The organism is Streptosporangium jomthongense (assembly GCF_042650425.1).
Lineage (GTDB): Bacteria > Actinomycetota > Actinomycetes > Streptosporangiales > Streptosporangiaceae > Streptosporangium.
This window is the reverse complement of record NZ_JBHSBC010000035.1, coordinates 1-14364: the sequence shown is the minus strand read 5'-3', so window position 1 is coordinate 14364 and position 14364 is coordinate 1. Positions and strand designations below refer to the sequence as shown.

Here is a 14364-nt window from a genome sequence, read left to right as displayed (position 1 = left end):
AACCGGGTCGATCATCCGCCGCGACTCGTCAACGGCATGGTCGGCCCTGCCCACCGCCACCCCGGCGGCAACGAACAAGGAGTACGAACGACCATGGTTCAAGCAATCGGAGTGACCCGGCCAGGCGGACCCGACGCTCTTGGCGAGTTCGACCTGGTGGCCGAACCGATCGGTCCCGGTCAGGTCAGGATCCGGGTGAGCAGCGCCACGGTGAACCCGGTCGACACGGTGATCCGTTCTCGTCCGCGGCAGGATGAGGCGGACGCGGTGCGGGTGCCGGGCATGGAGGTCGCCGGCGTGATCACCGAGATCGGCCCCGCTGTCGACCGTCCGTTCGCGATCGGGGACGCCGTCATGGCCATCGTGGTGCCCTCAGGCGCGCACGGCGGCTACCGGGCAGACCTCGTCGTGCCGGCACGCTCGGTCGCGAGGATCCCGGCCGGGCTCTCGGACGTTCAGGCCGCCACCATCCCGATGAACGGGCTCACCGCCCGGCTCGCACTTGACACGCTGGCGCTCCCGGCCGGCGCGACGGTCGCCGTCACCGGTGCGGCCGGTACCGTCGGCGGGTACTTCGTCCAGCTCGCCAAGCAGGCCGGACTGGTCGTCGTCGCCGACGCCGCCCGGCAGGACGAGACCTTCGTCCGCGAGTGCGGAGCCGACGAGACTGTGCCGCGGGGGGACGACTTCGCCGCAATGGTCCGCCACCTCCACCCGGGCGGCGTCGACGGGCTCGTCGACGCCGCCGTGCTGGAGGCCGCCGTACTCCCTGCCGTCAAGGACGGCGGCACCGTCGCCACCCTCCGCGGTTACCAGGGCGACGGGACCGGCCGGGTCCGCGTCGTCCCGATCTTCGTCCGCCACTACGTCGAGGCCGCGGCCAAGCTCGACCGGCTCGCCGAACTCGCCGGTGAGGGACTGCTCACCGTCCGCGTGGCCGGCGAACTGCCGGCCTCCCGAGCCGGCGACGCGCATCGCTCGCTCGAACGGCGTGGCGTTCGCGGGCGGTTCGTCCTACGGTTCGGCTGACCGACCCTCGCCGAGGGCCGCACACGACTCCCGAAACGTCGTCACCACGGAAGAAACCGTCGCCGCCGTCGAACCGCGAAGGCCGGCCGAGACGAACCTGCTGCTTGTGCGGTAGTGACAGCACCCGTCGGGCGGCCATACGGGTCTCGGCCATGGCGTCGAAAACGTCCATGGATGGTCGCGGGCCGTGCGGGCCTGGGGTGCTGTTGACCAACGTGTCATAGGCCGCCAAACCTCGAAGATCCCTAGCCTGACCTTCTGTGATGCCGAAGCTGAAGTACCTCACGCAGCACGGGCGCTTCCCGCGCGGGCGGACGGAGTTTCCTGACGAGGTGGTCGACCACGTCGCGAAGCAGACCGGGTCACGTCCAGTGAAGTGGTGTACGAGCTGACCTTCGCGTGATCCTGTTTCTGCAGGTTAAGCGGTAAGTGTCTGCGGTAGTGGGTTGTGGGCCGGTGTGTCGCCGGCAAGGATGCGCATCCGGCATTTGGCCAGGATGTCGAGCCCCATGGAGCGGCGGGCCTCGGTCCACTCGTCGGTCTGCTCGGCCAAAACCGCACCGACAAGCCGGACGATCGCGGCCCGGTCCGGGAAGATGCCGACCACGTCGGTGCGGTGGCGGATCTCCTTGTTCAACCGCTCCTGTGGATTGTTCGACCAGACCTGCCGCCAGGTCTCCTTCGGGGAAGGCGGTGAAGGCCAGCAGGTCTTCGCGGGCGGCTTCCAGGTGCTCGCACGCGGCCGGATACCTGGTCCCCAGCGCGTCGATCACCCAGGCGTACTGAGCGCGTACCTGCTCGGCGGCAGGCTGGTCGAAGATGGTGCGCACCAGGGTGGCCACCCACGGCTGCGCCGACTTCGGGACGGTGGCAGCAGACTGCGCAGGTAGTGGGTGCGGCATCTCTGCCAGGACGCGCCCGCCAAGGTCGCGCCGATCGCCTCGACCAGGCCAGGACGGGCGTCGGAGACGACCAGTTGCACCCCGCCCAGGCCGCGGGCCACCAAGCCCCGCAGGAACGTCAGCCAGCCGGCGCCGTTCTCGGCCGAGGTGACCTCCAGCCCGAGGATCTCCCGGTTGCCGCCTGCGTTCACGGCCGTGGCGACCAGGACGCGCACGTTTTCGAACTTGATCTTCGCTACTCGAAGGATCACGCGATGGCCGTCACCATTTCCCGGCGCCATGCCTGTGCCAGGTCAAACTCGTACACCACCTCCGTGGACGCAACCCCGACAGAATCCAGGTTCTGTCCGATGTGGCCAGCTCAGAACTGATGGCCGTGAGCTGGAGAAACGTCTCCGCCCTCAGCTCTACCGCCAAAATCTGTACCGATCCCCCGGCGGCCGGTCAGAGATGTCCGGGGTGAAGAACTGCGGGGGGGGGGTGGCTCCTGGGTGGTATGGCCGGCCCCAAGTATTTCCATAACGTAGTCAATTAACTACGATAGGTAGCGACTGGTTGCCGTCGATCCCCACGACACCCCGGGCAGAGCGCCCGCTCATCAGCTGCGGAAACGTCCTTCGCCCAGAAAAGGAGCCCCCATGCGCCGCTTGCGGCCCCTGCCCGTCCTGGCCCTGGCCACCGCCTTGGCCACCCTGACCGGCGTGCCCGGCTTTCCGACACCTGCCCAGGCCGTTTCCTCCTTCGCCAAGGCGGCACCCGCTGCCGACTCCGCGGCCCGGGCGGTCGGCGAGGGCCCGGGTTGCGGCGGCCACCAGGCCGACTGGCGCTCGGCCACCCTTGCCGCGGGCTTCTCCGGCTCGGTGCGGGCCACCTTCTGGAACGGCCGCAGCGGCCCTTATGGCCAGCGCCGGATCGCCCTGGTGCCCGGCGGCGTGATCCCGAGCCTGCCCAACGGCGGCCTGGCGGTCATCAGCGGCAGCATCCAGGACGTTTTCGCCGGGCAGCCGGACGCATTCAACGGCACCGCCGCCGTCGCCGGGCGCGGCTACACCTGGACGATCACCCCCCGCAGCGACTATCCCCGCCGCCCGGGAGGCACCGCCAGCCTGCTCAACCCCCAGTGCGCCGCCGGCAGCACCAAGGTCACCACCGCCACCTACCACTACCAGTCCAGCCCAGCCACCGGCTCGGTCTTCGTCCGCACCCTCGACGGAACCGTGACCCGAACTGGGTGAGGGCTGCGCTACCGGACGTGTCCCCAGCCGCCTACGAGCGCCCGCAGCAGGAGCTGGACACGCTGCCCGCCGACCGCGCGCTACCCCGTTCGTCGCCGCGCTCGCCGAACTGGCCGAGCTCCAGGCCACTCGGCAAGCGGCCGGCCTCGACCGGGAAGCATCTGATCAGAGCCTGGATCGGGTGGGGTCGGCGCCCGTGCGGAGCTTGCTGAACGCCCGACACCTCTGCGGCCCCTGGGAAGGTAGCCCTTCGGAACGGGCGGCGCCATGAGGTGACGGTAACCGCCCGGCAGGTGCCTGCATCAGTGAAGCGAAGCGCGGGTCACCACATGAGCGAAGATCACTTCCTGGCCAACAGCTTCGGAGAAGAATGTGTTGAATGCGCAGCATCACCGATCTTGAAGCCATCATCGGGCCATCCCGTGTTCCGCCTCCACCCGTGAACTGGACCCTCATCGAAGAAGGCACCGGCCTGGTGTTCCCGGACGACTACAAGGACTGGGCTTCGAGATACTCCACCCTGGAGTTCGACGAGTTCCTCCTCGTGGGCCATCCCGGAACCAGCGAAACCCCGCAGGAGTATGTTCAAAGCTGGGCGGACGTGCTGGAAAACATGCGCCGGTGGGGGGAACGCTTCGACCAGATCGAACTGGTCGACGACCGCGATGTTCCCCGTCCGGCGCCGCCGTTCCCCGTTTACCCCGCCCCCCAGGGGCTGTTTCCCTGGGGTAACACCTCCAACGGAGACTACTGCTGCTGGCTCACCGACCCGGACCCGGGAAAGTGGACCGTCGTCATAACGACACTTCACCGGTGGTGGCACTATCCCGGAACCTTCACCGACGTGCTGGTCGGTCTGCTGAACGGGCACGTCCGGTGCCCCATGTTCGGGCCGGAAGGACTTGTAGGGGCGACCGTGGAGGAGGCTGGGTGGATTCGCGAATCTTGAGTGAGAGAGCCCGCCAGTAGTCAGACCCCGTACCCCTCAAGGGCAGACACGGCCGCCGAGATCAGGCGATTTCTCCTGAAACCGCAGGCTGCGGGCGTAGGTGCTTCCCGTAACGATCAGACGGCATCAGGCCGGGGCCAGGCTGCGACGGCTGGAATGAAAGCAATGCCGTTACTTCCACGTCGCCGCTTCCGTCCTTCCCTTCGCCGAACCGTCACGGTGGCGCCTCCACCGGTGCATACGCCCCGGTCGGCTCTGTGGTGGATCGTCTGCGTGACCGTGCTGGTGGCCGTCGTGGTCGCCGTCACGTTGTGGTGGCTTCTGGCCGACCCGGCCGCCTCCGTTCCCGTCCCGAGCCCTGGCGTCGGAGGCGGGGTGGGAAGCGTGCGGGGGGAGATGCTGCGCACCGCGCTGGCCGCCGGGGCCGCGGTCGGGGCGGCGGTCACGCTGATGCTGGCCTTCCGCCGTCAGCACCCCAGGAGGTCACCGCCGCGCACACCACCCACGACGCGACCGAGCGCCGGGGTGACCGACCTGTACACGAAGGCGGTCGAGCAGCTCGGTCACGAGGCCGCCGCGGTACGGCTGGGCGGCCTGTACGCGCTGGAGCGCCTGGCCCAAGACAACCCCGGGCACCGGCAGACCATCGTCAACGTCATCTGCGCGTATCTGAGGATGCCGTGGGCGTCGCCCGGCGGTGTCCGGCAGGACCTGGCGCCCGCCGTCCCGCGCGCCGCCATCGCCGGAGCCTCCGCCCCCGCCACCGGACGCGACCCGCACGAGGAACTTCAGGTTCGCCTCACTACCCAGCGCACCCTGGAAGACCACCTCCACGATGACCGCGCACCGGGTGAGCGCATCGCCGAACCGGCCGGCCCCCGGTTCTGGGAAGGCATGTGCGTCGACCTGACCGGCGCCATCCTCACCAACCTGAACTTCACCCGCTGCCACTCCGCAGGGGCGATCTTTGTCGGGGCGACCTTCACCGGGGGCGCCAGGTTCTCTAGGGCGTCCTTCAGCGGGAGCGCATGGTTCGACGAGGCGACCTTCACCGGCGGTGCCCGATTGTTCGGCGCGACAGCTGTTCCTCTAGAGGGTCATAGGTGGCCGGATGGATGGCGTTTGGAGGTGAGGTCCGGCGGCGAGGGCCGTCTGGTCGAAGACAGCGCGGCTGATGAGCCGGGACCGGTCGACGACGCCTCAGAGGAGAAGGCACGATCGAGCAACGCCTGACTGCGGCTGGTGGATCAGGCAGGGGTGTTCCCGCCGTCTGCAGGTGTGTCCTGCTCGTCGGCGCCGAACAGCGTCAGCTGCTCGGCAAGCGGCTCGGCACTGGTGAGTTTCAGGCACCGGCGACAGGTGACCGGCCCGCAGTCTGGGTGGGCGGCGCCCAGGCCCCAGCCGCTGACACCGACCGTGCACGCCGGGCCAGCCACCCGGATCGTTCCGGTGACGGCGTGGTAGGCGCCGCGTTCGCGTTCGGCCGTTACAGGTGGAGAGGGCCGAGGTCGGTGATGACGTCGAGGAACGCGCGGATGACGTCGGATTCGGCGTCGGCGCGCCACACCGGTGCCCAGCGCGAGTCGGGCACGCCCGTGATGGGGATGTAGGCGATGTCGGGGCGGGTGTGGTAGCGCACGGCGTGCGCGTGGACCGGAGCGACGATCTCGCCGTTGGCGACGATGGCGACCAGCTCCATCCAGTCGGCGACCGTCGGTCCGACGCGGATGGGATGCCCGCTCGGGGTTCTGAACGGGACCACCGCGGCGCGCCAGTAGTCGGGGACGTCGGCGGCCAGGGTGGTCTCGGCGGCCAGATCCTCGTACGTGACGGACTCGCGTTGCGCCAGCCGGTGCCGGATCCCGACGGCGAGCACGAACGGCTCGGTGAACATGAGTGGGCCGACGACCAGGTCGGGTTCGCGGACCGGCAGCCACAGCACCGCGAGGTCGAGGTCGCCACGGCGCAGACCGGCGAACGGCCTGCCGAACGGGATCGAGCGGAGCTGGATCGGATGCTCGGGGTGGCGGGAGGTGAACTCGTCGAAGACCGGGCGCAGGTCGTCGAGCGGGCCTCCGCCGACGATCCCGAGCCGGAGCGGGGTGTCGGCCGCCGCCGTCCCGGTGCTGGCCGTAAGGCGGGCGTTGTCCAGGCCCTTGCGCAGAGCCTGGTAGGCCGGCTGCAGGTCGTCGCGCAGGCGGCGGCCGAGCGCGGTCAGCGCCACGTGGTGCGATGAGCGGTCGAACAGCAGCGCCCCGATCTGCCGCTCCTGCTTCTTGACCGACTGGCTGACCCGGGCCGGCGTCAGCCGCAGCCGCTGGGCCGTACGACCGAAATGCAGCTCTTCGGCGAGGGTCAGGAAGATCTCGATGTCGCGCAGTTCCACGGACGTATCTTCCCCGATGGCGGTAAGCATCGCTTAACGCCGGTTGCCGAGTTGAGCGTTGCCGCTGCTGAGCGGGCCGATGATGCTGGCTCTCGCGAAAAGAAGGCGCGCGAGAGGAAAGGCGTGACGATGAGCGACGTCGGTAACGGATTCACCACAGCGGGGATGGCCAGACTGCGCGGCCTGCTGAACCGGTATGTCGAGTCCGGGCAGATTCCCGGCTTGGTGGCCTTGGTGAGCCGGGGTGAGGAGGTCCACGTCGAGGCGGCCGGGACGATGCGGCACGACGGCGGCCCGGCGATGCGCCGGGACACGATCTTCCGGATGGCCTCGACCACGAAGCCGGTGACGATGGCCGCGGCGATGGTGCTGCTGGACGAGTGCCGTATCCGGCTGGACGATCCGGTGCAGGAATGGCTGCCGGAACTGGCCGATCGGCAGGTGCTCGTCCGCCCGGACGGCCCCCTCGACGACACCGTCCCGGCCCATCGCCCGATCACGGTGCGGGACGTGCTGAGCTCGACCTTCGGGCTCGGGATCGACCTGCCGCTGATGGCCGCGCCGATCGGCGCGAAGATTATGGAGGTCGCCTACTACAGTCCGGCGGCCGGGTCCGCGGTCGACCCCGACGCATGGCTCCGGCTCCTCGGCGGGATTCCGCTGTCCTACCAGCCGGGACAGCGCTGGCAGTACGAACTCAGCCACGACGTGCTGAGCATGCTCGTCGCCCGGGTGACGGGTCAGACGCTGGGCGATTTCCTGGACGAGCGGGTCTTCGAGCCGCTGGGCATGCGCGACACCGGATTCTGGGTCGGCGAAGCCGCGATCGACCGGCTGCCGCCCTGCTACATGCCCGACCCGGGCACCGGGGAGTTCCACGTGTGGGACGAAGCCGCCGGCGGCAGTTTCAGCAAGCCGCCGATGTTCCATCGTGGCGGTGGAGGGCTGGTGTCCACCGTGGACGACTACCACACCTACTTCCGGATGCTGCTGGCCGGCGGAGTCCATCACGGCCGACGGATCCTGTCGCGTCCCGCGGTGGAGCTGATGACCACCAACCGGCTGGGGGCCGAGGTGCAGGCCCTGCGCCATCAGATGGCTGTCAGCAACGTGCACCTGTCGTACGGGCAGGGGCAGCACGGTGGCTGGGGGTTCGGCATGGCCGTCAGGACGCACCGCGGCGATTACTCGCCGATCGGGCAGTTCGGGTGGGATGGCGGCACCGGGACGTCGGTCTACGCCGACCCGCGCCACGGGGTCACCGGCATCCTGCTGACGCAGGTCGGACTGTCCGTGCCCGCTCCCGCGCGGCTCATCCATGACTTCTGGACCACCGTCTGCCAGGCCGTCGACGCATAGCCGCGATGCCCGCTTGCCAGCTTCTTCTTGTTGATCATCCCCGTTACGGTTGTGGTGATGTCGACGAGGTTCATTCGCCTCCCGTGACGACGATCCCGCGCAGACCGGGTCCTGCCGCATCCATGCCCGGCTCGCAGGCGTCGGGATGGGGCAGGTGCTCCTGGGCCGCTCCCCACACGATTCACAAGTCCGCCGCGAAGGTATGAGGGGCACTTCGCTCGCCGATGCGCAGGGCCCCGCGTCGGGCGCCGTGCCTCGGAAGGTGGGAAACCTCATCGAGGGCGGGATCGGGCCACGGCACCCGGTCCAGAAGCCGGAGCCCCGTCGGCGCCGGCCGAGGACTGTGCGGACGTAGCCCCAATTGGCCTGGCGGCGCGTCGGTGGATGCACAGTCGCTGGGCCCGTGACGGCTCAGGCTGGTCAGGTAGGTCTGCGATGTGGGCGACGGAGTCGGCCCAGGACTCCTAAAGCCACGCCCAGGGGCGAAGTAGCGGTCTAACCACAGGTCAGCGGGCTCCCGAAGCTGCGACGAACTGCAAAGCAGGCGGGCCGGTCCAGCTCAGCACGGGTTTCCGTACCGCTCGCCAGGGCCGAGTCTCGGCGGCCCGTCCCGGGTCGGCATCGGGGACCGGATTGGCGGGGCGATCGGAGTCAGAGCCGTGACCTGGAACAATGCGGTTCCGGTGACCGGGCACAGAGTCGTAGTTCTGTCCGGTCGGCCTCCTGCTTTGCCCTTGGCCGTAGCTTCGGGAGTCCTGGGCCATGCCGTCTGACCCGCCCTCGCCGACCGGCAGGGATCTCGCAATGGTCGGGCGTTGACTTTGTCGCAAGTTATGACGCATCATCTTGATACAAAGCTTGCGACAAAGGAGGCGCTGTGACCCCCGAACCGTTACCGGACGCCGGCCCGCAGACGCGTGCGACCGATCTGCGACTGGCAGGCGAGTGGCTGGCCATGCACGACCTGGCCGGCACCCGCCCGACCCCACTGCTGGCCAGCCGGCTCGCGGTCCGCAGACGCGCCCGCCTGGCCGCTCAGATCATCCCGGCCGTGCTGATCATCGCGAGCGCGCTCGCCGCCGCTTCCGCCTTCGGCGGCTCCCCGCCGCATCGCCCACTGCCTCTGCTGGCCCTGACCGCGCTGGTGGCCGGGCTGCTGCTGGCACAATCACTGCTCGACCGGTGGGTGCGACGCGTCGACCAGCGGGCGGGCGCGACACTGTCCCGCAGGGCCACCCACCTGATCCAGCCCGGCTGGCGGGCCGTGCTCGGCAGGCCGTACGCCGCCTTCGCGGCCGCCACGTTCGCCGGAACGATGGCGCTGGCCGCAAGCGCCCTGGCCGTTCCCGACCCCACCCTGCGGCAGCCGGCCGTCGTCCTGCTGATCGCCCTGCTCGGCGCGACGGCCATCACCGCCATGCAGTTGCGCCACCTGCTCAGGCACCCGGTCGTGGCGCAGGATGAGGAGTCGCTGACCGCCGACGTCATCATGCGCGTCGAAGACGCCCGCGAGCTCACCACGCCGAGCGTGCAGTGGTCGCTGCCCATGGTGCTGCTGTTCGGCACCGCGCCCGGCTGGTGGGGCGCCGCCGCGGTCGCCAACGTGGTCCTGGGCATGGTCGCGTGCATCGCCCTCCGCGTCAGGACGCCGTCGAGCGCGACGGTGGCCCGGCGGGCCATGAGCACCCGATGATCGTCATCGACGCGGCCTCGCCGGTGCCGCCGTTCGAGCAGCTGCGGGCCCAGCTCGCCCGGCAGATCCAGGACCGCACGCTGGCCGTGGGCGCCCGGCTGCCGACCATCCGCCACCTGGCGGCCGATCTCGGCCTGGCCGTCAACACGGTCGGCCGGGCCTACCGGGAGCTGGAGGAGGCGGGGCTGATCGAGACGCGCGGGCGGGCGGGCTCGTTCGTGTCGGCGGCCGGTGAGGAGGGCCGGGAGCGGGCCCGCCGGGCCGCCGCCGAGTACGCGGCCGTGATCGCCAGCGTCGGCCTCGACGCGGGCGAGGCGATCCGCATCGTACAGGCGGCTCTGACGTCCGGCCCGGCGGCACCGGCCTCGTCATGACCGCGACCCGGCCGCAGAGGTCACGTCGCCAGGCACACGACGCCGACGTGGCCCAGGACTCCCGAAGCTACGGGCCAGGGGCAAAGGAGGAGGCCGACCGGACAGGACTACGACTCTGTCGGTCAGCGGAACCGCATCGCCCCAGGTCACGGCTCTGACTCCGGTCGCTCCGCCGGTCCGGTCCTCGACGCCGGCCCGGGACGGGTCGCCGAAGTCCGGCTCTGACGAGCGGTACGGAAACCCGCGCTGAGCTGGATCAGCCCGTCTACTTTGCGGCTCACCGCAGCTTCGGGAGTCCTGAGCCGTGTGAGCCGTAGGGCAGCGGCAGCACGGTCTCAACGAAAGTGTCATCAGCCCAAAAGTCTGGAGTTCAGTCTCCGACCTGTCCGGTCGGATCCGGGCCGTCGAGTCCGGCGAGCAGCTCACGCAGCAGGTCGGCGAGGAGCTCACGGCGTTCGGGGGCGAGATGGCCGACGAGACGGTCCTCTGTGAGAAGCAGATCGGCGACGACGCGGTCGAGCAGGGCGCCGCCCGCCTCGGTGAGGGTGACCGCGCGCGCGTGGTAGCCCGACCCCACAGCGGTCCGTTCGACCAGCCCGGCCCTGACCGCCCGCTCCACACGCTGGGTGATCGCGCCACGCGTCACCATGCACGCCCCGGCCAGTTCCCCCGGGCTCATCCGGTACGGCGGGCCGGAGCGCCGCAACGTGGACAGCAGGTCCAGCGTCGCGACGTCCACCCCCAGCGCCGCGAGGGTGCGGCGGCGCTGGTCGCCGAAAACCTTGGCGGCCCACCAGACGCGGGTGACGATCCCGATCGACTCCACCGGAACACCTGGCAGTTCGCGCCGCCAGGCGTCCTGGATGGCATCGGCGCCGTCGCGTGGCGGCTCAGCGGCCACGCTCGGCGCCGCCGTTCACCTGGATGATCTGCGCGGTGACGTGCCCGCTGCCGGGCGAGGCGAGCCAGTGCACGGTCTCGGCGATGTCCCCCGGTGTCCCGGCCCTGCCGGTGTGGGTCTGCATGACGAGCGCCGCGCGGCGTTCCTCGCTCAGGGTGTCGCCGAAGAACTCGGTGTCCTCGACCAGTCCCGGGGCGACCGCGTTCACCGTGACGCCACGCGGCCCCAGGGCGGCGGCGAGGTCGAATACATACGGGTGCAGGGCCGCCTTCATCGGGCCGTAGGAGGTGCCACCCGAGCCTCGGAAGGCCGCGATCGAGGTGATGAACACGATCCGGCCCGACGGGTTCAGCAGATCGCGGAACGCCTCGGTCGGCAGCACCGCCGTCAGCACGTTGGCCCGGAAGTTGCTCGTCCACCGTTCCGCGACTCCGCCGGACCCGCCGTGCCGTTCGATGTTGCCGCCCGCGTTGTTGACCAGCACGTCGATCATGCCGAAGCGCTCGGCCAGGGCGGCGCGCACCCGTGCGACCTCGGCCGGATCGCTCAGGTCGGCCGCCAGCGCTGTGCCGCCGATCTCCTCCGCGGTCTTCTCCAGTACGCCGGCGCGGCGGCCGATGATCAGCACCTGGTCTCCGTCCGCCGCGAAGCGCGCCGCGATCGCCTTGCCGATGCCGGTGCCCCCGCCGGTGACCACGATCACACGTGTCATGCCATCCTCCTCAAGTTTAGGCCTAAAGTCAGATTAGCGGAGGAGGGGCGGTCCGTCGCTGGGTTGCTGTTGCGATTGGACCAAGCCGCCCAGCAGTACCCCGCCCGCCATCACCGATAGCTCTCGGACCGCCGCGCTGTGGCGTCTTCCTGCGCGTATTGGCGCTACTAGGAAGTCGCGCCCGGTGTGGAGGTCACGCGCTCGAGCTTGGTCCAGCCCGTCCAGCCTCGCTGCTTCAGCAGTTCGATCAGCCGGCGCGCCGGCGGCACAGTGGCGAACGCCAGCGTGTCCATCAGCTTGACGAGCGGCAGCTCGATATCGATGTCGTCGACATAGTCCTCGCCCCGCTCGTCGGCCATACGCGTGAGATAGGCGGCCAGCTTGTCGGCCAGCTCGATCAGCCGCGGATCGTCGTCGGCCCGGTCAAGGGCCTGGCCCAGGATGAGATAGAAGTCGACCAGCCGCGGATCGTCGAGCTGCTTCCGCTTGCGTGCCATCCACTCCGGGACTCGCTCGGGTGAGTGCGCGGCCAGCGGGATCCAGCCATCACGCTCGGCCTGAACGATCCGCTCGTCGACCCCGAGCGCCCGCATCCGGTCGAGATACTCGACCACTTCCGGGGGCAGGACCAGGCTGTCCCCGGAGGCGAGCCGGGCGATTCGCTCTCGGTGCCGCTGCCTCTCCCGGATCTCCGCCTGCAGTTGCCTGTCGATGTCCGCGACCGCCGCGGCGAACTCCTCCTGCCCGGCCCGTAGCAGCTCCCGCACCCGCGCCAGCGGAACCCCGGCCTCGGCGAGGGTCCGGATCTTGATCAGTTCGATCACGGCGCCGGCGTCGTATCTGCGGTAACCGGAGTTATCCCGTTCAGGCTCCGGCAGCAGCCCCTTGGCGTGGTAGTGCCGCACCGCACGCACCGTCACCCCCGCGTACGACGCCAGCTCGCCGATGGTCACCATCAGACCAGTCTCCAGGAACCGCTCAAGAGATCACCCGACCGGATGAGCCTGATGCATCAAGAATGATCTGCGCGATGTGCGGGGCACGGGTGAAGACCAGCTGGTGATCGGTGTCGAGCCAGCTGGTGGCAATGTGCGGATACTCGCGGACAAGCCGCTCGACGCCGGCACGCCAGTTCTGGTTGAACCGCGGCGCAGGCCCTTCGCCGCTGTCGCCGGCCATCGAGGTCGACATGATCATACTGACGGGCCGGTCGATGTTCCTGTACCGGTCGAGGATCTCGGACCGGATCACGTCGATCTCGAGGTTCAGGTCGAGGATCTCCTGGGCGCTGAGCAGCACCTGACGCGCGGTGCCCCGCTCGGCCTCCTGCTGATTCGCCAGGTCCTCCCACATGGCGCGGAACGCCGGCAGGGCTGCCTCGGTGATGAACGGTTCGGGCACCGGATTCGCCCCGTCGATGAGAACAAGCTCGGCGACGGTGTCAGGATGCTCGGAGGCGTAGTGCACGGCCAGGTCGGCGCCCAGCGAGTAGCCCACCAGTACGGGCGCTGTTGGGAGGCCGAGGTTTCCCAGCTCCGCCATCACCGCGACGAGATCATTGAGGAAGTCCTCGAAGGAGTACCGGTCGGCGGCCGAGGCGAGGCCATGCCCCCGCAGGTCGAAGGTCACCACGTCGTGATCGCGTCTCAGCAGCTCGATCAGCTCGCGCAGGTGGGCCTGGGTCGAGCTTAGGCCAGGGCACAGGACCAGCGGTCGTCCCTGACCGCCGCGAGACACCGGGATTGTGACGCCGTCGTGGTGGATCGTGAAGCGCCGGATCATCCTGTCGCCTCTCTCCGCCCGCCCTCCATCATTGTTGTGCTCGTCGTACAGCTCGGCGACCTCGATCGCCTTGGTTTCCGTGGTCATGCCACCATGCTGAAAGCTTGACCCTGCGTCAGGGTCAAGCGACGTGGCAACATGACGCCCATACATCCGCGATCGCCGGCTCGGCTCCTGCCGCAGCCCGCCAAGCCGCCGCCGACTTCCTTGGCTCCGAAACCGCGGTCCTCTCCAAAGCGCTTGTCGGCTATGCCCGGGTCTCTACCTGTGCTCAACGGCTGGACCGGCAGACCCACGCGCTCGAAGCCGCCGGCCGCATCCGCATCTTCACCGACAGGCTGAGCGGCAAGAACACCGACCGCGAAGAGCTCACCAAGGCCCTGGACCCCCTGCGGTCCGGCGACACCCTGGTCGTTCCCTCACTCGACCGGTTCGCCCGCTCCTGGCCGACCTCATCACGATCGTCACCGAGCCGCGCCGCCTTCCAGTCCCTGAAGGAAGCCCTCGCCGCGCCCGCCAAAGAAGAAGCCAGACGCCTCGGCGGGCAGTTGGCGCGGCCCTGGTGCTGCTCGGCTACGCCACCGCCGCCCGCTCCTCGGAACTGGCCGCGCTGAACATCGGCGACGTCGCCGAGACCGCCGAGGGGCTGGTGGTCACCGTCTACCGGCGCAAGATCAAGAAGTACACCGAGACGGCCGTGCCGTACGGGTCCAACCCGGCCACCTGCCCGGTGTGAGCCACCCGCACCCTGCTGGCCGCGCTCGCCGAGCACGGCCGCACGACGGGGCCGCTGCTGGTGCGCATCGACCGGCACGACGGCTGGGCGGATGCTCCCGCGCCCTGCTGGGGTATCTGGAAGATGCCGATCAATGGACCGACAATCCGGTGGTGGGGCTGTAGATGAGTGACGAACCGGACCTGTACGCCGCCCTGGCGACGATCGCCGCAGCGGCGCGGGCCGCCTACGCCGACGGCTCGAACCTGCGGGTCCGGTCGTCAGGCATCGTGCACGAGGTCGCCATGACGAAGTGGTTCGCCGACG

General features: G+C 69.6%; 14 protein-coding genes and 1 pseudogene. 9 read left to right on the top strand and 6 right to left on the bottom strand.

Going from position 1 to position 14364, the window contains the following annotated elements; genetic code table 11:
- The first annotated feature begins 93 nt into the window (after positions 1 to 93).
- Positions 94 to 1029: an NADP-dependent oxidoreductase gene (locus tag ACFOYY_RS30485; protein WP_386194368.1), complete on the top strand. Its 936-nt coding sequence runs from the start codon at positions 94 to 96 to the stop codon at positions 1027 to 1029.
- A 418-nt stretch (positions 1030 to 1447) separates the two neighbouring features.
- On the opposite strand, the pseudogene ACFOYY_RS30480 reads toward ACFOYY_RS30485, so the two are convergent.
- Positions 1448 to 2149: pseudogene (locus ACFOYY_RS30480) on the bottom strand (IS256 family transposase); the annotation flags it as partial.
- 420 nt (positions 2150 to 2569) lie between these two features.
- Here ACFOYY_RS30480 and ACFOYY_RS30475 point away from each other — a divergent pair.
- From ACFOYY_RS30475 to ACFOYY_RS30465, 3 genes are all read left to right on the top strand, one after another.
- Positions 2570 to 3166: a hypothetical protein gene (locus ACFOYY_RS30475; RefSeq protein WP_386194365.1), complete on the top strand. Its 597-nt coding sequence runs from the start codon at positions 2570 to 2572 to the stop codon at positions 3164 to 3166.
- A 379-nt stretch (positions 3167 to 3545) separates the two neighbouring features.
- Positions 3546 to 4115, top strand: a complete 570-nt coding sequence (locus ACFOYY_RS30470) for an SMI1/KNR4 family protein (protein WP_352013492.1) — start codon at positions 3546 to 3548, stop codon at positions 4113 to 4115.
- 273 nt (positions 4116 to 4388) lie between these two features.
- The gene (locus ACFOYY_RS30465; protein ID WP_386194362.1) at positions 4389 to 5348 is read left to right on the top strand and encodes a pentapeptide repeat-containing protein; all 960 of its coding nucleotides are present in this window, start codon (positions 4389 to 4391) and stop codon (positions 5346 to 5348) included.
- A 253-nt stretch (positions 5349 to 5601) separates the two neighbouring features.
- On the opposite strand, the gene ACFOYY_RS30460 is transcribed toward ACFOYY_RS30465, so the two are convergent.
- Positions 5602 to 6501: a LysR family transcriptional regulator gene (locus tag ACFOYY_RS30460; protein ID WP_386194359.1), complete on the bottom strand. Its 900-nt coding sequence runs from the start codon at positions 6499 to 6501 to the stop codon at positions 5602 to 5604.
- Between the two features lie 129 nt (positions 6502 to 6630).
- Between ACFOYY_RS30460 and ACFOYY_RS30455 the strand changes: the two genes are divergently transcribed.
- The 3 genes from ACFOYY_RS30455 (at position 6631) to ACFOYY_RS30445 (ending at position 9927) form a co-directional block, all read left to right on the top strand.
- Complete coding sequence (locus ACFOYY_RS30455) at positions 6631 to 7860, top strand: serine hydrolase domain-containing protein (RefSeq protein WP_386194356.1); 1230 nt, start codon at positions 6631 to 6633, stop codon at positions 7858 to 7860.
- 877 nt (positions 7861 to 8737) lie between these two features.
- Positions 8738 to 9553 carry a hypothetical protein gene (locus ACFOYY_RS30450; RefSeq protein ID WP_352013487.1) on the top strand — a complete coding sequence of 272 codons (816 nt, stop codon included), beginning with the start codon at positions 8738 to 8740 and terminating at the stop codon, positions 9551 to 9553.
- On the top strand, positions 9550 to 9927 hold the full coding sequence (locus tag ACFOYY_RS30445; protein WP_386194353.1) for a GntR family transcriptional regulator: 378 nt from the start codon (positions 9550 to 9552) through the stop codon (positions 9925 to 9927). Before ACFOYY_RS30450 ends, ACFOYY_RS30445 begins: the two co-directional genes overlap by 4 nt.
- A 370-nt stretch (positions 9928 to 10297) precedes the next feature.
- Here ACFOYY_RS30445 and ACFOYY_RS30440 read toward each other — a convergent pair whose 3' ends face one another.
- The 4 genes from ACFOYY_RS30440 to ACFOYY_RS30425 form a co-directional block, all read right to left on the bottom strand.
- Complete coding sequence (locus ACFOYY_RS30440) at positions 10298 to 10828, bottom strand: MarR family winged helix-turn-helix transcriptional regulator (protein WP_352013485.1); 531 nt, start codon at positions 10826 to 10828, stop codon at positions 10298 to 10300.
- A complete protein-coding gene (locus tag ACFOYY_RS30435; protein ID WP_386194349.1) occupies positions 10818 to 11540 on the bottom strand; it encodes an SDR family NAD(P)-dependent oxidoreductase in 723 nt (240 codons plus the stop codon). Before ACFOYY_RS30435 ends, ACFOYY_RS30440 begins: the two co-directional genes overlap by 11 nt.
- A 167-nt stretch (positions 11541 to 11707) precedes the next feature.
- Entirely contained in the window at positions 11708 to 12496 is a 789-nt protein-coding gene (locus tag ACFOYY_RS30430) for a MerR family transcriptional regulator (RefSeq protein WP_352013483.1), read from the bottom strand.
- A 22-nt stretch (positions 12497 to 12518) separates the two neighbouring features.
- Positions 12519 to 13409: an alpha/beta fold hydrolase gene (locus ACFOYY_RS30425; protein ID WP_386194345.1), complete on the bottom strand. Its 891-nt coding sequence runs from the start codon at positions 13407 to 13409 to the stop codon at positions 12519 to 12521.
- A 17-nt stretch (positions 13410 to 13426) separates the two neighbouring features.
- On the opposite strand from ACFOYY_RS30425, the gene ACFOYY_RS30420 reads away from it, so the two are divergent.
- The gene (locus ACFOYY_RS30420; RefSeq protein ID WP_386194342.1) at positions 13427 to 13936 is read left to right on the top strand and encodes a recombinase family protein; all 510 of its coding nucleotides are present in this window, start codon (positions 13427 to 13429) and stop codon (positions 13934 to 13936) included.
- Positions 13885 to 14058, top strand: a complete 174-nt coding sequence (locus ACFOYY_RS30415; RefSeq protein ID WP_386194340.1) for a hypothetical protein — start codon at positions 13885 to 13887, stop codon at positions 14056 to 14058. Before ACFOYY_RS30420 ends, ACFOYY_RS30415 begins: the two co-directional genes overlap by 52 nt.
- Positions 14059 to 14364 lie beyond the last annotated feature (306 nt).

Bases quoted from the DNA above. Each gene is read 5' to 3' on its own strand.
- ACFOYY_RS30485 (WP_386194368.1), top strand. From the start codon at position 94: ATGGTTCAAGCAATCGGAGTGACCCGGCCAGGCGGACCCGACGCTCTT.
- ACFOYY_RS30425 (WP_386194345.1), bottom strand. From the start codon at position 13,409: ATGACCACGGAAACCAAGGCGATCGAGGTCGCCGAGCTGTACGACGAG.
- ACFOYY_RS30430 (WP_352013483.1), bottom strand. From the start codon at position 12,496: ATGGTGACCATCGGCGAGCTGGCGTCGTACGCGGGGGTGACGGTGCGT.
- ACFOYY_RS30435 (WP_386194349.1), bottom strand. From the start codon at position 11,540: ATGACACGTGTGATCGTGGTCACCGGCGGGGGCACCGGCATCGGCAAG.
- ACFOYY_RS30455 (WP_386194356.1), top strand. From the start codon at position 6,631: ATGAGCGACGTCGGTAACGGATTCACCACAGCGGGGATGGCCAGACTG.
- ACFOYY_RS30470 (WP_352013492.1), top strand. From the start codon at position 3,546: ATGCGCAGCATCACCGATCTTGAAGCCATCATCGGGCCATCCCGTGTT.
- ACFOYY_RS30475 (WP_386194365.1), top strand. From the start codon at position 2,570: ATGCGCCGCTTGCGGCCCCTGCCCGTCCTGGCCCTGGCCACCGCCTTG.
- ACFOYY_RS30445 (WP_386194353.1), top strand. From the start codon at position 9,550: ATGATCGTCATCGACGCGGCCTCGCCGGTGCCGCCGTTCGAGCAGCTG.